The organism is Delftia acidovorans SPH-1 (assembly GCF_000018665.1).
Taxonomy (GTDB): Bacteria; Pseudomonadota; Gammaproteobacteria; order Burkholderiales; family Burkholderiaceae_C; genus Comamonas; species Comamonas acidovorans.
The window spans coordinates 5,804,639-5,827,428 of sequence record NC_010002.1; the positions used below are offsets into that span (position 1 = coordinate 5,804,639).

Genomic DNA, 22,790 nt, shown 5'->3' on the forward strand with positions numbered 1-22,790 from the left:
CTTGCAGCTGTCCCTGTGGCGGGCAGGTGCTGCCCTGCTTCGCCACAACATGGCAAAACGTCAAAATAGACGTTCGGTTTTCGCCGATTCGACGAAGATATTCATCAAAACAGACATTCTCTTTCCTGGCGTATTCGATAGAATGACGTCTCTTATGTTTGCCGCCCGCCCGTTCCTCCTGCTGAACATTGCACCCGCCGCCATGGCTGGTGTGGCTGCGCGCGCAATCACCTCCACAACCATTACGACAATCAAAGGCTGACCCAGCCCGGTTCGTCGTGCGCCCTCACCTGGCCTAGACGAGCCGGGCGACAACAGTCTTGATCTAGCACTGTTTTCACACTGAAAGGGCGTTTCAAAAATGAGCAAGCAATTGGTAGGCCTCGTCGGCTGGCGCGGCATGGTCGGCTCCGTGCTGATGGACCGCATGCAGGCAGAGGGCGACTTCGACCTGATCGAGCCCGTGTTCTTCTCCACTTCCAACGCCGGCGGCAAGGCCCCGGCCATGGCGAAGACCCACACCGAGCTGCGCAATGCCAACGACATTGCAGAGCTGTCCAAGTGCGACATCATCATCACCTGCCAGGGCGGCGACTACACCAAGGAAGTCTTCCCCCAGCTGCGCGCCTCGGGCTGGAACGGCCACTGGATCGATGCCGCGTCGTCGCTGCGCATGGAAGGCGATGCCGTCATCGTGCTCGACCCCGTCAATGAAGGCCTGATCCAGTCCAAGCTCGCCGCGGGCGGCAAGAACTGGATTGGCGGCAACTGCACCAACTCCATCTTGCTGATGGGCCTGGGCGGCCTGTTCAAGGCCGGTCTCGTGGAATGGGTCAGCTCCATGACCTACCAGGCAGCCTCCGGTGGCGGCGCCAACCACATGCGCGAACTGCTCAAGGGCATGGGCGTGGTGCACGCTGCCGTGGCCGACGAACTGGCCACGCCCGCATCCGCCATCCTGGACATCGACCGCAAGGTGGCCCAGACCATCCGCACCGACGTGCCCACCGAATTCTTCGGCGCACCGCTGGCCGGTGGCCTGATCCCCTGGATCGATGCACAGCTGGACAACGGCCAGTCCAAGGAAGAGTGGAAGGGCCAGGCCGAGGTCAACAAGATCCTGGGCACCGAGCAGACCATCCCTGTCGATGGCCTGTGCGTGCGCATCGGTGCCATGCGCTGCCACAGCCTGGCGCTGACCCTCAAGCTCAAGAAGGACCTGCCCCTGCAAGAGCTGGAAGCCATCATCAAGTCCGGCAATCCCTGGGTGAAGTGGGTTCCCAACGACCGCGCCATCACCGTCAAGGAGCTGACCCCTGCCGCCATCACCGGTGGCCTGGAAGTCGGCGTGGGCCGCGTGCGCAAGCTGAACATGGGCCCCGAGTACCTGTCGGCCTTCGTGATCGGTGACCAACTGCTGTGGGGCGCCGCCGAGCCGCTGCGCCGCATGCTGCGCATCCTGCTCGCCGCCTGAGCATCGCCGGCTTGAGCCAACACAAAAAGCGCCATGTCCCGGGCCGGGACATGGCGCTTTTTTCGGCTTTAAGCCCTGGGCAATTGGGCACAATGCCCAGGTCTCTTGTCCATTGGCTGTAGGTGGTTGCCTACAATCACCAAAGATACATTGTGTTTCTTCTCGTTGCCGTTCGACAACAACTATTGGCGTTCACCGGCAACCAGACGCTTGCGATCCTATAGCGTGGCCGACAATGCGACCCAAGCACCCTGGTAGATGGCGTGCCATCTATCCCCGGGTAAATTTCAATTACATGTGCAAGCGCGGGCATTCCCACAATAACAATAGTGCCTGCCCAATTGCATCCACACAGGTTTGACGCTTTATGCATCGTTGGAAACTCTCTGTGCTGGCCACTGCGGCCGTCGTCTCGGTCGCACTGCCCGCCTCCGAGGCCTGGGCACTGGCTCTGGGCCGGGTGAACGTGCAATCGGCCCTGGGCGAGCCCCTGCGTGCCGAAGTCGAAATCCCCCAGATCACCGCCGCTGAAGCCGAAGGCCTGCGCGTGGGCGTGGCCTCTCCCGGCGTCTTCCGCACCCTGGGCATGGAGTACAACGCCACCGCCAGCCAGGTGCGCGTCAGCGTGCAGCGCCGCCCGGATGGCTCGGCCGTGCTGCGCCTCACAAGCACACAGCCCGTCAACGAACCCTTTGTCGATCTGGTGATCGACGCCAGTTGGGCCTCGGGCAACCTGCAGCGCAACTACACCCTGCTGCTGGATCCGCCCAACCTGCAAAAGCTCCCGCCTGCCGTGACGGCTGCAGCCCAGGCCTCGGCACCCGAGCCTGCCGCAGCGCCGCGCCGCGCAGCCCCCGCCCCCTCGCAAGCCGCTGCAGGCAACACCGAGGAAAGCCGCCCCGCGCCAGCAGCCGCGCGCCGTGCCGCCCCGGCAGCCCGCGAGCGCGCCGCAGCGGCTCCCGCGCCGTCCGAGGCCTCCGAAGTCCGCATCAAGGCCGGGGACACGGCAGGCCGCATCGCCGCCGCCCACCTGCCAGCCGGCGTTTCGCTGGACCAGATGCTGGTGGCCATGCTGCGCACCAATCCCAAGGTCTTCATCAACGGCAATGTGAACCGCATGCGCTCCGGTGCCGTGCTCACAGTGCCGGACGAAGCCACGGCCCAGGCCACCTCGCCGCGCGAAGCGCGCCAGATCGTTGCCGCCCAGTCCCGCGATTTCAACCAGTTCCGCCGCCAGCTGGCCAGCGCCGCGCCGGCCGCGCCCGTGGCCTCCGCCAACCGCGAAGCATCGGGCAGCGTCCAGGCCCAGGTCGAAGACCGCAAGCCGTCCACCGCAGCACCCGACAAGCTCACGCTGTCCAAGGGCGCCGTCAAGGGCGTGGAAGCCGATGAGCGCCTGGCCAAGCAAAAGCAGTCGGACGACCAGGCATCGCGCACGGCCGAGTTGCAGCGCAACATGTCCGAGCTGAGCCAGATCGCCGCCGCCACCAAGCCCGCCGAAGGTGCTGCTGCAGCACCTGCCTCGGCAGCCAGCGGCACGGCAAACGGCGTCGCTGTGCCGGGCGCGCCGACCGTGCCTGCAGCGCCTGAAGCTGCAGCACCCCAGACAACTCCCGCGGCCCCGGCAGCGCCTGTCGATGCAACTGCTGCGGCCGCTGCGCCCACCGCTGCTCCAGACGCCGCAGCCAATGCAGCCGGCTCCGCAGCGCCCGCAGCAGAAGCCGCGCCCGCCACGCCCGCTCCGGCCGAGCCGCCGAAGCCCAAGCCGGCACCCGCTCCCGCAGCATCGATCGCCGAGCCCAGCTTCATCGATACGCTGCTGGAAGACCCCACCATCCCGCTGGCCGGTGCTGCCCTGCTGGCCCTGCTGCTGGGCTATGGCGGCTACCGCGTCATGCAGCGCCGCCGCGCCGCTGCCGCCTCCAGCGAAAGCGCCTTTGGCGACAGCCAGCTGGCAGCCGACTCCTTCTTTGGCGCCAGCGGCGGCCAACGCGTGGACACCGGCACATCGAGCCAGCTGTCCGGCACCTCCATGCATTACTCGCCCAGCCAGCTTGATGCGGGCGATGTGGACCCCGTGGCCGAGGCCGACGTCTACCTGGCCTATGGCCGCGACCTGCAGGCAGAGGAAATCCTCAAGGAAGCGCTGCGCACCGACCCCAACCGCACCGCTCTGCACCAGAAGCTGGCCGACATCTACGCCAAGCGCCATGACCGCAAGGCCTTCGAGGCCGTCGCGCAGACCCTGCATGGCCTGACCCAGGGCAAGGGCGTGGACTGGCAGCGCCTGGCCGACCAGGGCCGCATCCTGGACCCGGAAAACGCCCTCTACCAGCCTGCAGGCGCCGCGCCCCTGTCTGGTGCCGCCGTTGCCGGTGGCGCCGCAGTGGCTGCTGCCGGACTGGCTGCCGCCTCGCTGGCCAGCCGCCCCCTGGACATGGATGCGCACCGCGAAGGCCCTGCCACCCTGCCCATGGACCTGGACATGGACCTCAACATGGACCTGCCCGGCGGCCTGGCCGATGCCAGCCTGCCCGCGCAGCACGCCAGCCCCCTGCCCGCGCCGGCTCCCATGCCCAGCGAACAGGACTTCGCAGCGCTGGAACCCACGCTGCGCGCGCCGCTGGAAGCCACGCCCTCCGCAAAGGACGACACACCTCGCATCGAGCCCCACGTCGAGCCACCCGTTGCATCGCTGGACATGCCCGGCTTCCAGCCCACGGCCCACGCCTCGCTGACGGACGCCCTGAACCACAGCAACGCCATGGACGGCATGCAGCCGACCGAGATGCTGTCGCTGGACATGCCCGGCACGCAGGCGGCCGACAGCTTCCCGGCCACCGAGCCCTCGCCCCTGACCAGCTCCACCACGGACGACAGCCATGCCAAGACCGAGCTGCTGTCGCTGGACGCCATGGAGTTCAACCTGGAAGGCCTGAGCACGGAGGCACCCGCCCCAACGCAGGCAACGCCCCAGGCAGGCGGCGTGCTGGAGACGGCGGCCAAGGCCAAGCCCGAACCGGCCGAGTCGCTGGAATTCGACCTGGGCAGCCTGTCCCTGGACCTGGGCAACGACACCCCTGCCGTGGCAACCCCGCCCTCGGCCCCTGAAGACCCGCTGGCCACCAAGCTCGCTCTGGCCCAGGAATTCAACGCCATCGGCGACAGTGACGGAGCCCGTACACTGATCGAGGAAGTGATCGCCGAGGCCCACGGCGATCTCAAGGCCAAGGCCCAGCGCCTGCTGGCCGAGATAGATTGAAGCCCGGCGGCGCCTGCCCAGGCGCCGCACCGGTTTCGCGTGACAGGGTGGCGCAAGCCGCCATGGAAAACTGACAACTTGATGCACACCCAACCCATGCCGGAGGCCTCGCAATGCGCGTAGCCCTCGGCGTCGCCTACAACGGCCAGCGCTACAGCGGCTGGCAAAGCCAGCTGTCTGGCAACACCATTCAAGACCATCTCGAAGCGGCCCTGGGCCGCTTTGCCGCTCAGGAGGTGCACACCCTCTGCGCGGGCCGCACCGATGCCGGCGTGCACGGCCTCATGCAGGTCGTCCACTTCGACACGCCGCTGGACAGGGCCCCGTTCTCCTGGGTCCGTGGCACCAACACCTTCCTGCCGCCGGACATTGCCGTGCAATGGGCCCAGCCCGTGCCCGATGCCTTCCATTCGCGCGCCTGTGCCACGGCAAGGCGCTATGCCTATGTGCTGCTGCAATCGCCCGTGCGCCCCAGCGTGGAGGCCGGGCGCGTGGGCTGGGTGTTCCATGCGCTCGATGGTGACGCCATGCAGGCCGCCGCCCGGCACCTGCTGGGCGAGCACGACTTCAGCTCGTTCCGCGCATCGGGCTGCCAGGCCAAGTCCCCCGTCAAGACACTGCACCGTCTGTCCATCACCCGCCGCATGGCAGGCGATGGCGCCCAGATGGCCGCAGCCAGCTCCATGCGCCCCGGCGATGCGGCCATGGAATGCTGCTACTGGCGCTTCGAGTTCGAAGGCAGCGCCTTCCTCCACCACATGGTGCGCAACATCATGGGCTGCCTGATCGCCATCGGCCAGGGCACGTATGCGCCGCAGTGGATGCAGCAGGTACTGGACGCCCGTTCCCGCGATGCCGCCGCGCCCACCTTCTCGCCCGACGGCCTGTACTTTCTGGGCCCCGTATACGATCCTTCATGGGGCCTTCCTTCGCGCAGCCCGGCCTATGATTGGCTCCCTTGAACGGACAAGCCCTCCCCCATTCTTCAGCCCCCATGCAGCGCACTCGAATCAAGATCTGCGGACTCACCCGCGAACAGGACGTGGACGCCGCCGTGGCTGCGGGCACCGATGCCGTGGGTTTTGTGCTCTACGCCCCCAGTCCGCGCGCCGTGACGGTGCAGCGCGCTGCAGAACTGGCGCGACGCCTGCCGCCCTTCGTGACCCCGGTGCTGCTGTTCGTCAATGAAAGCGCCGCCAACGTGATGGCTGCCTGCGCCGCCATCCCGGGCGCCTGCGTGCAGTTCCACGGCGACGAGTCCCCCGAGGACTGCCTTGCCGCCACATCGGGCGGCACCCGCGCCTTCCTGCGCGCTGCACGCATTCCCCTTGGTCCCGACGCCGCGCGCTTCGACCTCGTAGAATATGCCCAGCGTTACTCGAAAGCCCAGGCCATACTGCTCGACGCCCATGTCGACGGCTATGGTGGTGGCGGAAAAGCATTCAATTGGTCACTCCTTCCACCAAACGTCGCCTCTCACCTCGTTTTGTCTGGTGGACTCACGCCTGCAAACGTGACCGATGGCATCTTGCAAGTGCGCCCGCGAGGACTCTCGCTGGCCGTTGATGTCAGTTCCGGCGTCGAGGCCGATGGTCCCGACGGCAAGCCCCTCAGGGGCATCAAGGACGCCGGCAAGATACACCGATTCATCGCCGCCGTGCGCGCGGCCGATGACCAACTTTTGCAGACAAGCCATGTTCGAATACCAGTACCCTGACGCATCCGGCCACTTCGGCCGCTTCGGCGGCAGCTTTGCCAGCGAAACCCTGACACACGCTCTGACCGAGCTGCGCGACGCCTACGCCAAGTACCAGAACGACCCGGAATTCGTTGCCGAATTCCAGTCCGAGCTGGCCCACTTCGTCGGCCGCCCCTCGCCCGTCTACCACGCGGCACGCATGTCGCGCGAGATGGGCGGCGCGCAGATCTACCTCAAGCGCGAAGACCTCAACCACACGGGCGCGCACAAGATCAACAACGTGATCGGCCAGGCCATGCTCGCCCGGCGCATGGGCAAGCCCCGCATCATTGCCGAGACGGGCGCCGGCCAGCACGGCGTGGCCACGGCCACCATCTGCGCGCGCTACGGCCTCGAATGCATCGTCTACATGGGCGCCGAGGACGTGAAGCGCCAAAGCCCCAACGTCTACCGCATGCGCCTGCTGGGCGCCACCGTGGTGCCGGTGGAGTCGGGCAGCCGCACGCTCAAGGACGCGCTCAACGAGGCCATGCGCGACTGGGTGGCCAACGTGGACAACACCTTCTACATCATCGGCACCGTGGCCGGCCCCCATCCCTACCCGGCGATGGTGCGCGACTTCCAGAAGGTCATCGGCGAGGAATGCCTGACGCAGATGCCCGAATTCCTGGGCGCCGACCGCCAGCCTGATGCCGTGGTCGCCTGCGTGGGCGGCGGCAGCAATGCCATGGGCATCTTCCACCCCTACATCCCGTTCGAGAACACGCGCCTGATCGGCGTGGAGGCTGCCGGCGAAGGCCTGGACAGCGGCAAGCACTCGGCCTCGCTGCAGCGCGGCAGCAGCGGCGTGCTGCACGGCAACCGCACCTTCATCCTGCAGGACGAGAACGGCCAGATCACCGAGACGCACAGCATCAGCGCCGGCCTCGACTACCCCGGCGTCGGCCCCGAGCACGCCTGGCTGCAGGAACTGGGCCGGGCCCAGTACGTGGGCATCACCGACCAGGAGGCGCTGGACGCCTTCCACTACCTGTGCCGCACCGAAGGCATCATTCCCGCCCTGGAGTCCAGCCATGCCGTGGCCTATGCCATGCAACTGGCCAAGACCATGCGCGCCGACCAGTCCATCCTCGTGAACCTGTCCGGTCGCGGCGACAAGGACATCGGCACCGTGGCCGACCTCTCGGGCGCCGATTACTACGACCGTCCCTCCATGCGCGGGCTCACGGTCAAGGGAGGAGCAGCTCAATGAGCCGCATCACCACGACTTTCGCCAAACTCCAGGAAGAAGGCCGCAAGGCCCTGATCCCCTACATCACCGCAGGCTTCCCGTTCGCGGCCATCACGCCGTCGCTGATGCACGGCATGGTGGAGGCTGGCGCCGACGTGATCGAGCTGGGCGTGCCCTTCTCGGACCCCATGGCCGACGGCCCCACCATCCAGAAGGCAGGCGACCGCGCCATCGCCAATGGCGTGGGCCTGGTGCAGGTGCTGGCCTATGTGCGCGAGTTCCGCCAGAAGAACCAGACCACGCCCGTGGTGCTGATGGGCTACGCCAACCCGGTGGAGCGCTACGACCAGATCCACGGCAAGGACCGCTTCGTGGACGATGCGGCCGAGGCCGGCGTCGACGGCCTGCTCATCGTGGACTACCCGCCCGAGGAGTGCGAGGCATTCGCCGCGCAACTGCGTGCGCGCGACATGGACCTCATCTTCCTGCTGGCGCCCACCTCCACCACCGAGCGCATGCAGCAGGTGGCGCGCGTGGCCAGCGGCTATGTCTACTACGTCTCGCTCAAGGGCGTGACCGGCTCGGGCGCGCTCGACACGGCAGCCGTGGAAGCCATGCTGCCGCGCATCCGCGAGCATGTGAGCATTCCCGTGGGCGTGGGCTTCGGCATCCGCGACGCGGCCACGGCACAGGCCATATCCCGCGTGGCCGATGCCGTGGTCATCGGCAGCCGCATCATCGAGATGCTGGACGGCCAGCCCCACGAAAAGATCGTCCCCCTGACCATCGACTTCCTGCGCGGCGTGCGCAAGGCACTCGACGCGTAGGTCGCATAATGCAGCCCTTGCATGCGGCCCGGTGCCGCATGCCCTGCGCCTGAAAAGGAAACACCATGTCCTGGCTTGAAAAACTCCTGCCTGCCAAAATCCAGCAAACCAACCCCACGGATCGCCACCAGCAGATCCCCGAGGGTCTGTGGATCAAGTGCCCGAGCTGCGAGACCGTGCTCTACAAGGCCGATCTGGAGAAAAACCAGAACGTCTGCCCCAGCTGCAGCCACCATCACCGCATCGGCGCCCGCGCCCGCCTGAACCATTTCCTGGATGCCGAAGGCCGCTATGAAATCGGCCAGGAAGTCATCCCCGTCGACGCCCTGAAGTTCAAGGACAGCCGCAAGTACCCCGAGCGCCTCAAGGAAGCGCTGGAGAACACCGGCGAGACCGATGCCCTGGTCGTCATGGGCGGCGCCATCAAGAGCGTCAACGTGGTCGCAGCCTGCTTCGAGTTCGAGTTCATGGGCGGCTCCATGGGCTCCGTGGTCGGCGAGCGCTTCGTGCGCGGCGTCGAGACCGCCATCGAGCAGAAGGTCCCCTTCATCTGCTTCACCGCCACGGGCGGTGCGCGCATGCAGGAAGGCCTGCTGAGCCTGATGCAGATGGCCAAGGCCAATGCAGCGCTCACGCGCCTGGCCAAGAAGGGCCTGCCCTACGTCTCGGTGCTGACCGACCCCACCTTCGGTGGCGTCTCCGCCAGCTTCGCCTTCGTCGGCGATATCGTCATTGCCGAGCCCAAGACCCTGGTCGGCTTCGCCGGCCCGCGCGTGATCGAAACCACCGTGCGCGTGAAGCTGCCCGAAGGCTTCCAGCGCGCCGAGTTCCTGCAGGACAAGGGCGCCGTGGACATGATCGTGGACCGCCGCGAGCTGCGCGACCGCATTGCCGCATCGCTTGCCATGCTGCAGCGCCTGCCGGCCGACGCGGTCCAGTAAAGCCAAAGCCTCGCGCAGGCACAAAAAAGCCGCCGCAGGTTGATGCCTGCGGCGGCTTTTTCACGTCCAGGAAACCAGGGAAATCAGGCCAGCAGCATCAGGCCCGATCCCTGGATATACGCCAGCACCATCAGCGCGATCTGCAGCAGCACCAGAGCCACCAGTGCCGACAGATCGATACCGCCGATCAGCGGAACAACACGGCGGATGGGCCGCAGCATCGGCTCGGACAGGCGCTGCAGCACGCCATACATCGGCGACTGCGGCTGCACCCACGACAAGATGGCATAGATCAGCAGCACGCCCACCATGCCCGACAGCGCCACGCGCGCCAGGCCGCACAGCGCCAGCCAGGGCAGGGCAACCACGGTGGACTGCCCACCCATCAACAGCCACAGCAGCACGAACTGCAGCAGCTGCAGCAGGAAGGCGGCGATCAGGCTGGACATATCCCAGCGCCCGGCCGGCTTGATGATGCGGCGCAGCGGCATCACGATCCAGTCGGACAGCGCAAACACCAGTTGCCCCACGGGGTTGCCGAAGGGCACGCGCTGGGCCTGCATGTACATGCGCAGCAGGCAGACGCCGGTCAACAGGCCAACGACCACGTCGAGCAAAAAGGAAACGATCTGAAAAAGCATGGCGTTGTAGGACTGCGGGAGGAAGATCGGACCACGGCCATCCGGCCCTGGCACAGCATGGGATGATAGCTGCCGCATCCCGCCCATCACATGACCGCCCCTACCGCACTGCACTCCCTGCCGCTGTTCCCCCTGGGCAGCGTCCTCTTTCCCCAAGGCCTGCTGAGCCTTCGCGTCTTTGAAGTCCGCTACCTGGACATGATCCGCAAGTGCGAGCGCACGGGCGCTCCCTTCGGCGTGGTGGCGCTGCAGGCCGGCAGCGAAGTGCGCAAGGCCGGCGCGGCCGCCGAGCAATTGCACGCCGTGGGCACGCTGGCCCGCATCGTCCAGTTGCAGCAGCCCCAGCCCGGCCTGCTGCACCTGCAGTGCGAAGGCACGCAGCGCTTTCGCATGCAGGAGCACCGCCAGCTGCCCCACGGCCTGTGGGTGGCCGATGTGCAGATGCTGCCTGCCGATGCCGCCGTGCCCATCCCCGGCCACCTGCTCGCCACCGCCCAGGCCCTGGCCCAGGTGCTGATGCAGCTGCACGCGCGCTCCACAGACGCCGACCATGCCCGACTGCCCAGCGCCGAACAGATGGGCGACTGCGGCTGGGTGGCCAACCGCTGGACCGAGCTGCTGCCCATGCCGGTCTCCATCAAGCAGCAACTGATGGCGCTGGACAGCCCGCTGGTGCGGCTGGAGCTTGTGGCCGATGTGCTGGAGCGCAGCGGCATAGGCCATGCCCAGGGCCCGGCACCCGGCTCCCCTTCCGCCGGGCACTGACGAATTGGCAGGACTGCGGCGTCATACCGCAGCGGCTTCCGGCACATTGGCAGCACCGCGCACCGAAAGCGCGCCAAAAAACTTAAAATCGCGGATTCAGCCCGCCAGCTGCGGGGCTTGCCGGTGGCATTTGCTGCCGCCTCTGCACCCTCCCGCCCTTTGCGCCTGGCTTTTTTCGGCTTTTCCCGCTTTTTTCCCCCGGCTTTTTTCCGGCCCCTCGGCGTTTTGCGCTGGCGCTCATTGTCATGACCGAACACAACACCCCATCCGCAGCGGACCAGACCGCTCCCCAGGACGAAAACCAACTCATCGCCGAGCGCCGCGAAAAACTCAAGGCCCTGCGCGAACAGGTCCGTGAACAGGGCGGCGTGGCCTTCCCCAACGACTTCAAGCCCGCCGACCGCGCCGAGGCGCTGCAGCAGGCCCATGCCGACAAGAGCGCCGAGCAGTTGGACGCCGAAGCCGTGCAGGTCAGCCTGGGCGGCCGCATGATGCTCAAGCGCGTCATGGGCAAGGCCAGCTTTGCCACCATCCAGGACGGATCGCTGGGCCCCACGCACGGCCGCATCCAGCTGTACATCACGCGCGACACCGTGGGCGAGGAGGTCTATGCGGCCTTCAAGCGCTGGGACCTGGGCGACATCCTGGGCGCCGAGGGCACGCTGATGAAGACCAAGACCGGCGAGCTGTCGGTCAAGGTGCAGACGCTGCGCCTGCTCACCAAGAGCCTGCGTCCCATGCCCGACAAGTTCCACGGCATGGCCGACCTGGAGCAGAAGGTGCGCCAGCGCTATGTGGACCTGATGATGGACGAGCAGGCCCGCCGCCGCTTCATCGCACGCAGCAAGGCCGTCTCGGGCATCCGCGAATTCATGGTGGAGCACGGCTTCCTGGAAGTGGAAACGCCCATGCTGCACCCCATTCCCGGCGGCGCCAACGCCAAGCCCTTCGTCACCCACCACAACGCGCTGGACCAGGAGATGTACCTGCGCATCGCGCCCGAGCTGTACCTCAAGCGCCTGGTGGTCGGCGGCTTCGAGCGCGTGTTCGAGATCAACCGCAACTTCCGCAACGAAGGCATCTCGGTTCGCCACAACCCCGAGTTCACCATGATGGAGTTCTACGCGGCCTACTGGAACTACCGCGACCTGATGGACTACACCGAGGCCCTGGTGCGCGACGCCGCGCAAAAGGCCGTGGGCACGCTGCAGCTGACCTACGGCGGCAAGCCCGTGGACCTGTCCCAGCCCTTCCAGCGCCTGACCATTCCCGAGGCCATCGTCAAGTTCACCGAGGCGGGCGACAAGGTGGCCGACCGCGAATGGCTGACCAATGCGCTGCGCAAGCTGGGCATGACGGAAGAAAAGGACCGCCTGTCCACCCGCACGCTGGCCAGCCTGCAGGTGCTGTACTTCGAGGAAGTGGTGGAAGAAAAGCTCTGGCAGCCCACCTTCATCATGGAGCACCCCACCGAGATCTCGCCGCTGGCGCGCGCCAATGACGAGCGCCCCGAGGTCACCGAGCGCTTCGAGCTGTACATCACGGGCCGCGAATTCGGCAACGGTTTCTCCGAGCTCAACGACGCCGAGGACCAGGCCGCGCGCTTCAATGCCCAGGTCCAGGCCAAGGACGGTGGCGACGACGAAGCCATGTACTTCGACCACGACTTCGTTCGTGCCCTCGAGTACGGCATGCCCCCCACAGGCGGCTGCGGCATCGGCATCGACCGCCTGATGATGCTGCTGACCGACAGCGCCAGCATCCGCGACGTGATCCTGTTCCCTGCCCTGCGCCGCGAACAGTAAAACCCACGGCATCCAGCGCCTGCGCGCGTTGCCAACTGAAGCCGCCTGCGTTCCCTTGGGAGCCAGGCGGCTTTTCCCTATACTGGCTCGCCATGCACATCCCCACCTACTGGGCGCAGGCGCGCCTGCGGCATGAAAGCCGCCCCACCCACGGCATCACCGTCCAGCGCTGGGGATGGTCCGACACCAGCCAGGAAGCCGCCCAGGCCCACGCACAGGAGCGTGCTGGCCAGGCCCTGGAAGCCGCCCGCAATGCGGCGCTTCCAAAGGGCGAGCCCCGCATGGAATGGAAGAACGAGTACGCGCTCGACGGCTTCACCACCCCCATCCGCGAAGAAGTCCTGCAGCGCCGCGACGGCACGGTGATGACGCGCAACAGCTACGGCGCCCACTGCCTGAACACCGAGCGCGTGGCCATCGCCGATATCGACCTGCCCGAGCCGCCCAGCGCCGTGCGCTTTCCCGTCGTGACCCTGCTGTTGTTGGCTTCGGTCGCCATCTGGCTGGCCCGGCTGGCACCGCACAAGAACAATTCGCGGATGGTGGCCACGGCATTGGTCGTGCTGCTGCTGTTCCTGGCCATGCGGCGCGTGCAGCGCTGGTGGGAAGCACGCCAGGCGCGCCAGCGTGCGGCCACGGACTCGCCGGCCGCGCGCGCCATGGAGCGCGTCCAGACCTTCCACCAAAGCCACCCCGACTGGGGCCTGCGCGTCTACGAAACACCCAAGGGCCTGCGCGTCATCGTCACGCATGCCGATTTCGCATCGGACGATCCGGCCGTCGGGCGGCTGTTCGACGCCCTGCAGGTGGACCCGCTCTATGCCCTGCTGTGCGAGCGCCAGCAATGCTTTCGCGCACGTGTCTCCGGCAAGCCCTGGCGCATGGGCCTGACCGGCCTATCCACCTCGCTGCGCAGCTGGCCCGTTCCCGAAGACCGGCAAGAGGAGCGCCGCCAGTGGGCACTTGCCTATGACAGCAAAGCCCAGGGCTTTGCGGCCTGCAGGCTGCTGCAGCAACTGGGCAACCCGCGCATCTGCCCGGCTGCCGACGCCTTTGTGCAGTGGCATGACGAGGCCAGCCGCGCCCGCACGGATCTGCCGCTGGCCTAGCAAAAGCCCCGTGCACACAATCGCACACGGACGCGACACCCGACTTACACTGGCGCCATCCCCACGCCGCGCACTGCGCGGCCCCTTGATCCATTCCTGGTTTCGCAACCATGAAGGCCATGCCCCCCGCTCCACCTCCCCTGCCCACCGACAGCGCTGACTCCCCCGCAATCGAGCCCAGCGGAGCACGCTTCGCCAAGCCGACGGACGAGTCCGCGCCCTTTTGCGTGCTGGTCGTGGAAGACCAGGCCTCGGTGCGCACCAGCCTGGTCAGCGAGCTGCTGCACGCAGGTGTGACCCGCGTGCTGGAGGCCGCCGATGGCCCCAGCGCCCTGGTGCTGTTCCGCGAGCAGCGCCCCGACCTGGTGCTGCTGGACATCCGTCTGCCCGGCGAGGATGGCTACTGGGTCGCCCGCCAGTTGCGCGAGGCCGAGCCCGGCGAGTGGACGCCCGTCATCTTCCTGTCCGGCCTGGACAATGACCTGGATGTATGGCGCGGCATCGAGGCCGGAGGCGACGACTACCTGGTCAAGCCCGTCAAGCCCATCGTGCTCGTGGCCAAGCTGCGCGCCATGCGCCGCCTGCTGGATATGCGCAGGCGCCTGGTATCGCTGTCGGCCGAGCTGCACGAGGCCAACCAGAAGCTCAATGAAATGGTCGAGCTCGACCAGCTCACGGGCCTGGTCAACCGCCGAGGCTTCGACCGCATCCTGCATGCAGAGATCGCCTCGGCCCGCCGCGAAGGCCAGCCGCTGACGCTGATGCTCTGCGACCTGGACCATTTCAAGCGCTACAACGACACCTATGGCCACGTGCATGGCGATGAATGCCTGAAACAGATCGGCCGCCTGCTGCGCGAGGTCTGCGTGCGCCCCCGTGACGTGGCCGCGCGCTATGGCGGCGAGGAATTCGCGCTCATCCTGCCGCGCACACCACGCTCGGGCGCCATGACGTTTGCGCGCGCCGTGGGCCAGATGCTGCGTGTGCTGCGCATACGCCACCCCGACTCGCCCCATGAATCGGGCCTCACGCTGTCGGGCGGCATCACCACCTGCATTCCCGACGAATACACCAGCGCCGAAGCCATGCTCATGCGCGCCGACCAGGCACTGTACGCGGCCAAGGCGCAGGGGCGCGACCGCTTCTTCAGCTTCGAGATGCAGATGGACACGGTGGAGCAGCGCCGCACCTGACTGCCGGGCCTTGCGCCTGCGCTTACGATCGCAGCTCAATGCCGGGCGCGCGCGAGCTGCGCATCCGGGTCTCGAAAGCGGATTCCTGTTTCCTGAATGTTTGAAGTTATGCGTCGTTTTCAAGCGCACCTGCCCACCTGGATGCAGGATTGGCTGGAGTTCATCATCCCCGGTGCCCAGATCCTGCTGATCATCGGTGCGGCCTGGCTGCTCAATCGCCTGGTTCGCCGGCTGATCGCACGCGCGGGCCGGCACTACGGCCTGCCGCCGGAGCTGCTGGTGCCGCTGCGCGGCGTGTTCCGCTGGATTCTCATCGCCGCCACCGTGCCCCTGGTGCTGGAGCGCCTGGGCGTCTCGGCCACCGTGCTGTGGACGGCCTTCACCGGCTTTGCCACCGTGGGCGCCGTGGCCTTCTTCGCGGCCTGGAGCGTGCTGTCCAACCTGTTCTGCGCCCTGCTCATCGTCATCGTCGGGCCCTTTCGCCTGGGTGACTACATCGAGGTGCTGGACACGGCTGAAAAGCCCGGTGCCAAGGGCCGCGTGATCGACATCAACATGCTCTACACCACCTTGCAGGATGCCCATGCGCCCGATGGCTCGCCCAACCTGCTGCAGATCCCCAACTCGCTGATCTTCCAGCGCGTGGTCCGGCGCTGGAAGGGCGGCCTGGGTGTGGATGGCGAGCATGCCAGCCACGGCGAGGAGGAGCGCGCCATCCGGCTGACCACGCCGCATGATGCCCAGCCCTCGCAGCCTCCCATGCACACGACCAACTAAGCTCACCTTCCCACGAAAAAAGCCGCCGCCCGGTGCAGGAACGGCGGCTTTGTCGTTCAGCAGCGCTTCAGGGCTTGCGCGGCTTGACCTTGCCGGCGGCCAGCTTGGCGTTGGTGCGCGCCTGCTCCACATCCTGGGCACGTGCCAGGGCCACGCCCATGCGGCGCTTGACGAAGCTCTCTGGCTTGCCGAACAGGCGCAGGTCCGTGCCCGGCACGGCCAGGGCCTCGTCCACGCCGTCGAACACCAGGCCTTCGGCATCCTGCCCGCCATAGATCACGGCGCTGGCTCCGGGGTTGCGCAGCGAGGCATCCACGGGCAGGCCCAGAATGGCGCGCGCATGCAGCTCGAACTCGCTTTGCCACTGCGTGGCCAGCGTGACCAGCCCCGTGTCGTGCGGGCGCGGCGAGACTTCGCTGAACCAGACCTGCTCGCCCTTGACGAACAGCTCCACGCCAAACAGGCCCAGGCCGCCCAGGTCATCGGTCACCGCCTTGGCGATGTCGCGCGACTTCTGCAGCGCCGCCGGGTGCATGGGATGGGGTTGCCAGCTTTCCACATAGTCACCGGACTGCTGGATGTGGCCGATCGGATCGCAGAAATGCGTCTGCACCTGGCCGTCCGCACCCTTGGCGCGCACCGTGAGCTGGGTGATCTCGTAGTCGAAGTCGATGAAGCCTTCGACGATCACACGGCCATGGCTCACGCGGCCGCCGGCCATGGCGTAGTCCCAGGCCTTGGCCACGTCGTCCGGGCCGTCCAGCTTGCTCTGGCCCTTGCCCGAGCTGCTCATCACGGGCTTGACCACGCAAGGGAAGCCGATGGCGGGCTGGCCATCCGTGCCGTCGATAGCGGCCTGCAGCTCCTGCTGCGAATCACAGAAGCGATAAGGGCTGGTGGCCAGGCCCAGCGTCTCGGCGGCCAGGCGGCGGATGCCTTCGCGGTCCATGGTCAGGCGCGCGGCGCGGGCCGTGGGGATCACGGTGACCACGCCGGCCGCTTCCAGCTCTTCCAGCATGGGCGTGGCAATGGCCTCGATCTCGGGCACGACCAGGTCGGGCTTCTCGGCCTCGATCAAGGCCTTGAGCTGGGCCGGATCGCTCATGGTGATGGTGCGCGCGTGGTGGGCCACCTGCTGGCCGGGCGCGTTCTCGTAGCGGTCCACGGCAATGGTTTCCACGCCCAGGCGCTGCAGCGCGATCAGCACTTCCTTGCCGAGTTCGCCGCTGCCCAGCAGCATGACTTTGGTGGCATGGGGGGAGTAAGGGGTTCCAAGGGTGGTCATCTGCGCGTCCTGTGAGCCAGGCAGAGCCTGGGCAAGATAAGAAAGAGAGGGAGGCAGGCCTGCACGGCCCGCAGCAGCCCCCGATCATAGGACGCCGACGCAGGCGCCGCCTACAAACCCAGCGCCTGCGCGAGGTTGCGCCGCGCCCGCACCTCCAGCCGTTGCCGGAACCAGTCGGTGCAGTAGATGGCCTCGCGCTGCATGAAGCCCTGCAGCACCTCGCGGCGCTTGGCGCGGTACAGCGGCAAGGGCACCCATTCGTACTCGGCCCGCACCTGCAGCTCGTATTCGGCAAAGCGCAGGGGGTCGGCCGCCAGAATGCCCAGGTCGGCATCCACCAGCAGTTGGGCGTCGATTCCGGACGGCTGTGCAGCGTGGCAGGTCGCCATGATCAGGCCGTGCACGCGCCCGGCCACTTCCGCCGGCAGGCCCTGCCCGCGCAGCACGGCGGCGGCCCAGTCGGCGCTGCGCGCCTCGTTGTCCTTGGCTTGTGTTTGGTAGACAGCGTCATGGAACCACAGCGCCAGAGCCACCTCGCCGGGGTGCGCGGCCAGGCCCAGCGCCGGTTGCAGCAGGCCCATGGCCTCGCCCAGATGCTGCAGCGTGTGGTAGTGGCGCTGGGGCTCGCTGTAGCTTTGCAGCAGCTCGGCCAGCACAGGCTGCGGAGCGCTGGCACCCAGTGCGGACCAGGCGCTATCCCAAGACGCCTGCCAGGTCTGCAGCGATGCATCGTTTGCGGAGGGCATTTGGGCCCGTGGTCCGGCATGGGTCATCGCCAGTTCCTTCAATTTTCAGAAGATGCCGGGCGCCAGCGCCCGCAGCGGCGCACCTGCCGATGACAGCAGCCAGGCCAGCAGGCCGCAGTTGAGCACCACGGTGATCCAGAACACCAACTGGAAAGAGGCCTTGCTGGACTTGTGCCGCAGCAGCCCTTGCGCGAGCAGCGCGCCGGGCCAGCCGCACAGCAGTGCCAGCAGGTGCAGACGGCTTTCGCTGGTGCGCCAGCGGTCGTGCCTGGCGGCGGACTTGTCGAATCCATAGACCATGAAGGTCACAAAGCTTGCCGCCGCATACAGGCCGACCAGTGTCCAGGGCATGCGGCCGCTCCAGGCAACAGCCAGCAGCACGCAGAAGAAGGCAGCGGCCAGGCCCACCGCCACCGGGCCTCGCACAGGCGGCAGAGGCCGCGAAGGCATGCCGGCACGGCTTCGCCGCGCAGGCTGCGGGCGGCCGGTCCTTGGTTCGCCAATGAACGCCACATCCTGCGCGCGCCATTTTCCCTGGGCGTTGCGGCTGGCCACGTAGCTGACACGCTCTCCGCCCTCGGGCCTGCGGCGGCGATCGGTGAAGGACTTGATATGGACAAAGACCTGCGCGCCGCCTCCATCGGGTTCGATGAAGCCGAAGCCCTGCTCGTCCTTCCAGCCGGTGAGACGTCCCTGCTGCCGCATGGCGGACTCAGTGGCTGCCGGCTGCGGCCGGCCGCGCATCCTGCTTGCATGGCTCGCCCAGGCAAATGCCTATGTCGCGCGCCATGGTGAGCAGGCCGTGGTCCAGGGGCACGGTGCGCTGGGTGTTGGCCACGCGGGAGATTTCCACGCTGCCGATCTCGCCACCCTGCAGCGTGACCATGCGGCCGAAGCGCCCCGACAGCACCAGTTGCGCCGCATGGTGGCCGTACTGCGTGGCCAGCACGCGGTCAAAGGGCGTGGGGTCGCCGCCGCGCTGTACATGGCCGAGGACCGTGGTGCGCACCTCGCTCCTGAGGTGGGGCTGCAGGCGCTCGCGCAGCACATGGCCGACACCGCCCAGGCGGACCGGGTCGGGGCTTTGCTCGATGCGCTCGCGCACCGTGAGGCTGGCGCCGCTTTCCTTGGCGCCCTCGCCGATGCAGATGATGGTGTAACGCTGGCGCTGCTCGCGGCCCCGGCAGAAGTCGACGATGGCCTGCAGGTCGAAATCGATCTCGGGCAGCAGGATGACGTCGGCCGCGCCGGCAATGCCGGCCTCCAGCGCCAGCCATCCGGCATGGCGCCCCATGGTCTCGACGATCATCACGCGGTGGTGGCTGTTGGCCGTGCTCTCGATGCGGCGCAGCGCCTCGGTGGCCGTGGCCACGGCGGTGTCGAAGCCAAAGCTGCGCTCGCAATTGGCAATGTCGTTGTCGATGGTCTTGGGCACGCCCACGCAGGTCAGCCCCACCTGTTCGGCCAGGCCATGCGCCAGGCTCATGGTGCCGTCGCCGCCGATGGCCACCACCACGTCCAGGCCCAGCGCCCGGACATTGCGGCCCACATGCTCCAGCGTGGCCGCATCGCGCAGGGGGTTGGCGCTGTTGCTGGTGCCCAGGATGGTGCCGCCCACATGCAGGATGCCCGAGACCTCGTCCCAGCCCAGGGGCTTGACGCCGGGCGGGTCGAGCATCAGGCCCTCGAAGCCATCGGCAATGCCCAGCACCTCGCACTGGCCGTGGTTGATCAGGGACTTGGTGACCGCACGGATCACCGCATTCAGGCCGGGGCAGTCGCCACCTCCGGTCAGCACGCCAACGCGCATGGGAAAACTCTCCTGTGAAACACCGGCCGACGCGCCCTTTACGACACGCACATGCCTTTGCAAAGCCCGCCTTGGCCCTCGGAGCGGCCAGCGGCGGCGTCCTTCAATCCATCAAGGCAGCAGGTCCAGCGCCTGCAGATAGGCAGGCTGGCGCATGAGGTCGTCCCAGGGCTGGGGCACGGTCTCCGGCAGCAGGGCCACGCGGCGCGATTCGCTGTCGGCATCGGGCTGCCAGCGGCCGCTGCGCTGCGCGGCCTCCATGCCGGCCAGCAGCTCATCCACATGCTCGCCCAGGCCCAGGCTCTGGTTGCACAGCAGCACCATGTCGCAGCCCGCCTCCAGCGCGGCCAGGGCCGCGTCGGTGTAGCCGATGAGCTGGCCGTCGATGCGGCGCGCGCCCTCCATGCTCAGGTCGTCGCTGAAAATGGCGCCGTCGTAGCGCAGGCGGCTGCGCAGGATGTCCTTGAGCCACTTGGCAGAAAAACCGGCCGGGCGCTTGTCGACCTTGGGGTAGATCACGTGGGCCGGCATCACGGCCGTGAGCACGCTGGACAACCAGGGATAGGGCGCGGCGTCCTCGCCCAGGATGGCGGTGAGGCTGCGGCCATCGACCGGAATGTCCACATGCGAATCAGCCTTGACGAAGCCGTGGCCGGGAAAGTGCTTGCCGCAGTTGCCCATGCCGGCCTGCAGCAGGCCGTGCATGAGGCTGCGGGCCAGCGCGGCCACCACGCGCGGGTCGCGGTGGAAGCTGCGGTCGCCGATGACGCTGCTGGCACCATAGTCAAGGTCCAGCACCGGGGTGAAGCTGAAATCCACGCCGCAGGCACGCAGCTCGGTGCCCAGCACGTAGCCGGCCGCCGTGGCGGCATTCATGGCGGCCAGGGCGCCGCTGCCTTCACGGTGCTTGCTGCCCTGGCCGTCGTCCATCCACATCTGGCCGAAGGCGCGCATGGGCGGCAGGTGCGTGAAGCCGTCAGCGCGAAAACGCTGCACGCGCCCGCCCTCATGGTCCACGCAGATCAGCAAATCGGGCTTCACCGCCTTGATATCGGCGCACAGCTGCACCAGCTGATCGCGGCTTTCCCAGTTGCGGGCAAAGAGGATGATGCCGCCGACCAGCGGATGCGCCAGGCGCTGGCGGTCCACATCGGTGAGTGCCTTGCCGGCGATGTCGATGATGAGGGGTGCGTGCTCGGTCATGCCGGGAGTTCCTATGAATCCTGTGGAGTCAAAAAAGCCAGCGTCACGCTGGCCGGGTATCAGGCGCGGCGCTCGACCACGCAGAAGCTGGCCGCGTAGTCGCTCTCGTCGGTCACGGACAGGTGCACCTGCAGGTTGCGCGCCTCGAACCATTCCTTGAGCGCGCCGTGCAGCACGATCGCAGGCTGGCCACTGGGCAGTTTGATGACCTCGCAGCTGCGCCAGGTCATGGGCATGACCATGCCCATGCCTATGGCCTTGGAAAAGGCCTCCTTGGCGGAAAAGCGCGTGGCCACGAAGCGGATGCCGCGCTCAGGCCAGCGCGCGCGGCGGGCACGCCAGGTGGCCAGCTCGCCCTCTGCCAGCACCTTCTCGGCGAAACGGTCGCCATGGCGCTCCAGGCTGGCGCGGATGCGGCGCACGTCGCAGATGTCGGTACCGATGCCGTAGATCATGGATTCGCTCCGCGAACGCTTCAGGCGCGCGCCGCCATGCCCTGGTCTATGCACTGCTGGTAGGCGCGCACGGTTTCGGCGTAGCCCAGCTCCAGCGCGTCGGCGATCAGCGCATGGCCGATGGAGACTTCGAGCAGGCCCGGCACGCGCGCCACGAAGGCGGCCAGGTTGTCACGGCTGAGGTCGTGGCCGGCATTGATGCCCAGCCCGGCATCCAAAGCCGCCTGGGCCGCCGCCGCATAGGCTTGCAGTTGCGCTTCCTGGTCTGCCGTACCCCAGGCAGCTGCGTAGGGTTCGGTATACAGCTCGACCCGGTCGGCGCCCACGGCGCGCGCAGCGGCCATCTGGGCTGGCACGGGGTCCATGAACAGGCTGACGCGCACGCCCAGCTGGCGGCATTCGGCAATCAGCGGCTTCAGGCGCTCGGCGTCCTGCGGGAAGTTCCAGCCATGGTCGCTGGTGAACTGGTCCTCGCTGTCGGGCACGAAGGTGGCCTGGTGCGGGCGCGTGTCGCGGATGAAGTCCATGAGGTTCTGCGTCGGGTTGCCCTCGATGTTGAACTCCGCCTGCGGCCACTGTTTCATCAGCGCCTGCAGTTCATAGACATCCTCGCTGCGGATATGGCGCTGATCGGGACGCGGATGGATGGTGATGCCCTGGGCACCGGCCTCCAGGCAGATGCGCGCGGCGCGCGTCACGCTGGGAATGCCCAGGTGGCGCGTGTTGCGCAGCAGCGCAACCTTGTTGACATTGACCGACAGCGCCGTGCGCTGCGAAGCGTGGGAAAGATTCATAGCGATTGCAGATCCATCATCAGCTGGCGGGTGCGCAGCATGGGACTGCCGCAATGGTATTGCAGCAGGGCCCTCAGTTGGGGCTTGAGGGCCAGCGCCTGCTCGGGTTGGGCCACCACATGCAGCGTGGCGTTGAAGGCCTGCCGGGCCTGCAGCGCGCTTTCAATGGCCTGCCATTGCGCAGCGCCCAGCACGGCGCGCTCGCCCTGCAGCGCCGGGCGCAGGCCGCCTTCGGCCACCAGCGCATAGCGGCGGCCTTCGGCCAGCGGTGCCAGCGTGGCGCTTTCCTCATTCAAGGCGGGCAGATGGCCCAGTTCGCGCAGCAGCAGCAGCTCGAAGGTGCGCAGCACGGGCTCGATGGCATCGCCATGCTGGCCCGCCAGCACGCGCACCACGCCGGCATAGATGTCGAACAGCGCCGCATAGGGATCGTCGCGCGCCAGCAGGCGCATCAGCAGCTCGTTGAGGTACAGGCCCGACATCAGGGCGTCGCCCTGGGGCATGACATGCCCGCCCACCCACTCGGCACCCTTGAGGGTGTGGATCTCGGCATTGCCCTCGCCGCCCAGGCTGTAGCTCAGGCTCAGCGGCTGCAGCGGCAGCAGCACGGGGCGAAAGTTCGAGGTCGGGCGCTTCACGCCCTTGGCCGCCAGCGCCACGCGGCCCCGGTGCCGCGTGAAGACCTCGAGGATCAGGCTGGACTCGCTCCAGTCGTAGCTGTGCAGCACATAGGCCGGCTCATCCGAGACACGCTTGGCGCTAGCCATGGACAG

General features: G+C 67.4%; 22 protein-coding genes. 13 read left to right on the plus strand and 9 right to left on the minus strand.

Annotated elements, in window-relative coordinates; genetic code table 11:
- Nucleotide 1 precedes the first annotated feature (1 nt).
- The 8 genes from DACI_RS32285 (at nt 2) to accD (ending at nt 9,434) form a co-directional block, all read left to right on the plus strand.
- The gene (locus DACI_RS32285; RefSeq protein WP_157059705.1) at nt 2-262 is read left to right on the plus strand and encodes a hypothetical protein; all 261 of its coding nucleotides are present in this window, start codon (nt 2-4) and stop codon (nt 260-262) included.
- Nucleotides 263-361: 99 nt separating this feature from the next.
- Nucleotides 362-1,474, plus strand: coding sequence for an aspartate-semialdehyde dehydrogenase (asd, locus tag DACI_RS26475; protein WP_012207038.1), 1,113 nt, complete (start codon nt 362-364; stop codon nt 1,472-1,474).
- Between the two features lie 367 nt (nt 1,475-1,841).
- On the plus strand, nt 1,842-4,736 hold the full coding sequence (locus tag DACI_RS26480) for a FimV/HubP family polar landmark protein (RefSeq protein ID WP_012207039.1): 2,895 nt from the start codon (nt 1,842-1,844) through the stop codon (nt 4,734-4,736).
- Between the two features lie 113 nt (nt 4,737-4,849).
- On the plus strand, nt 4,850-5,698 hold the full coding sequence (gene truA / locus DACI_RS26485; protein ID WP_012207040.1) for a tRNA pseudouridine(38-40) synthase TruA: 849 nt from the start codon (nt 4,850-4,852) through the stop codon (nt 5,696-5,698).
- A gap of 32 nt (nt 5,699-5,730) precedes the next feature.
- A complete protein-coding gene (locus DACI_RS31690; protein WP_013801014.1) occupies nt 5,731-6,453 on the plus strand; it encodes a phosphoribosylanthranilate isomerase in 723 nt (240 codons plus the stop codon).
- The gene (trpB, locus tag DACI_RS26500) at nt 6,431-7,687 is read left to right on the plus strand and encodes a tryptophan synthase subunit beta (RefSeq protein WP_012207042.1); all 1,257 of its coding nucleotides are present in this window, start codon (nt 6,431-6,433) and stop codon (nt 7,685-7,687) included. The genes DACI_RS31690 and trpB overlap by 23 nt, the downstream gene beginning before the upstream one ends.
- Nucleotides 7,684-8,493 (plus strand): tryptophan synthase subunit alpha, encoded by an 810-nt coding sequence (gene trpA / locus DACI_RS26505; protein WP_012207043.1) that lies wholly within the window; start codon nt 7,684-7,686, stop codon nt 8,491-8,493. The genes trpB and trpA overlap by 4 nt, the downstream gene beginning before the upstream one ends.
- 65 nt (nt 8,494-8,558) lie before the next feature.
- A complete protein-coding gene (gene accD, locus DACI_RS26510) occupies nt 8,559-9,434 on the plus strand; it encodes an acetyl-CoA carboxylase, carboxyltransferase subunit beta (RefSeq protein WP_012207044.1) in 876 nt (291 codons plus the stop codon).
- Nucleotides 9,435-9,517: 83 nt separating this feature from the next.
- On the opposite strand, the gene DACI_RS26515 is transcribed toward accD, so the two are convergent.
- Nucleotides 9,518-10,075, minus strand: coding sequence for a YggT family protein (locus DACI_RS26515; RefSeq protein ID WP_043782705.1), 558 nt, complete (start codon nt 10,073-10,075; stop codon nt 9,518-9,520).
- A 90-nt stretch (nt 10,076-10,165) separates the two neighbouring features.
- Between DACI_RS26515 and DACI_RS26520 the strand changes: the two genes are divergently transcribed.
- From DACI_RS26520 to DACI_RS26540, 5 genes are all read left to right on the plus strand, one after another.
- Nucleotides 10,166-10,840, plus strand: coding sequence for an LON peptidase substrate-binding domain-containing protein (locus DACI_RS26520; RefSeq protein ID WP_012207046.1), 675 nt, complete (start codon nt 10,166-10,168; stop codon nt 10,838-10,840).
- Nucleotides 10,841-11,085: 245 nt separating this feature from the next.
- Nucleotides 11,086-12,645, plus strand: coding sequence for a lysine--tRNA ligase (gene lysS / locus DACI_RS26525; RefSeq protein WP_012207047.1), 1,560 nt, complete (start codon nt 11,086-11,088; stop codon nt 12,643-12,645).
- A gap of 92 nt (nt 12,646-12,737) precedes the next feature.
- The gene (locus tag DACI_RS26530) at nt 12,738-13,754 is read left to right on the plus strand and encodes a hypothetical protein (protein ID WP_012207048.1); all 1,017 of its coding nucleotides are present in this window, start codon (nt 12,738-12,740) and stop codon (nt 13,752-13,754) included.
- A 110-nt stretch (nt 13,755-13,864) separates the two neighbouring features.
- Nucleotides 13,865-14,947 (plus strand): GGDEF domain-containing response regulator, encoded by a 1,083-nt coding sequence (locus DACI_RS26535; RefSeq protein WP_012207049.1) that lies wholly within the window; start codon nt 13,865-13,867, stop codon nt 14,945-14,947.
- Nucleotides 14,948-15,055: 108 nt separating this feature from the next.
- Nucleotides 15,056-15,724: a mechanosensitive ion channel family protein gene (locus tag DACI_RS26540; protein WP_013801006.1), complete on the plus strand. Its 669-nt coding sequence runs from the start codon at nt 15,056-15,058 to the stop codon at nt 15,722-15,724.
- Between the two features lie 67 nt (nt 15,725-15,791).
- Here the strand turns inward: DACI_RS26540 and purT are convergent, their stop codons facing one another.
- From purT to recO, 8 genes are all read right to left on the minus strand, one after another.
- The gene (gene purT, locus DACI_RS26545; protein ID WP_012207051.1) at nt 15,792-17,009 is read right to left on the minus strand and encodes a formate-dependent phosphoribosylglycinamide formyltransferase; all 1,218 of its coding nucleotides are present in this window, start codon (nt 17,007-17,009) and stop codon (nt 15,792-15,794) included.
- A gap of 110 nt (nt 17,010-17,119) precedes the next feature.
- Nucleotides 17,120-17,782, minus strand: a complete 663-nt coding sequence (locus tag DACI_RS26550) for an HD domain-containing protein (RefSeq protein WP_012207052.1) — start codon at nt 17,780-17,782, stop codon at nt 17,120-17,122.
- A gap of 18 nt (nt 17,783-17,800) precedes the next feature.
- Nucleotides 17,801-18,460 carry a DUF1294 domain-containing protein gene (locus tag DACI_RS26555; protein WP_012207053.1) on the minus strand — a complete coding sequence of 220 codons (660 nt, stop codon included), beginning with the start codon at nt 18,458-18,460 and terminating at the stop codon, nt 17,801-17,803.
- Between the two features lie 7 nt (nt 18,461-18,467).
- Complete coding sequence (locus tag DACI_RS26560; RefSeq protein WP_012207054.1) at nt 18,468-19,565, minus strand: 6-phosphofructokinase; 1,098 nt, start codon at nt 19,563-19,565, stop codon at nt 18,468-18,470.
- Between the two features lie 111 nt (nt 19,566-19,676).
- Nucleotides 19,677-20,768 (minus strand): beta-N-acetylhexosaminidase, encoded by a 1,092-nt coding sequence (nagZ, locus tag DACI_RS26565; RefSeq protein ID WP_012207055.1) that lies wholly within the window; start codon nt 20,766-20,768, stop codon nt 19,677-19,679.
- Nucleotides 20,769-20,827: 59 nt separating this feature from the next.
- Nucleotides 20,828-21,223: a holo-ACP synthase gene (gene acpS, locus DACI_RS26570; protein ID WP_012207056.1), complete on the minus strand. Its 396-nt coding sequence runs from the start codon at nt 21,221-21,223 to the stop codon at nt 20,828-20,830.
- A gap of 20 nt (nt 21,224-21,243) precedes the next feature.
- Entirely contained in the window at nt 21,244-22,017 is a 774-nt protein-coding gene (locus DACI_RS26575) for a pyridoxine 5'-phosphate synthase (RefSeq protein WP_012207057.1), read from the minus strand.
- Entirely contained in the window at nt 22,014-22,784 is a 771-nt protein-coding gene (gene recO / locus DACI_RS26580) for a DNA repair protein RecO (RefSeq protein ID WP_012207058.1), read from the minus strand. The genes DACI_RS26575 and recO overlap by 4 nt, the downstream gene beginning before the upstream one ends.
- Between the last annotated feature and the right edge of the window lie 6 nt (nt 22,785-22,790).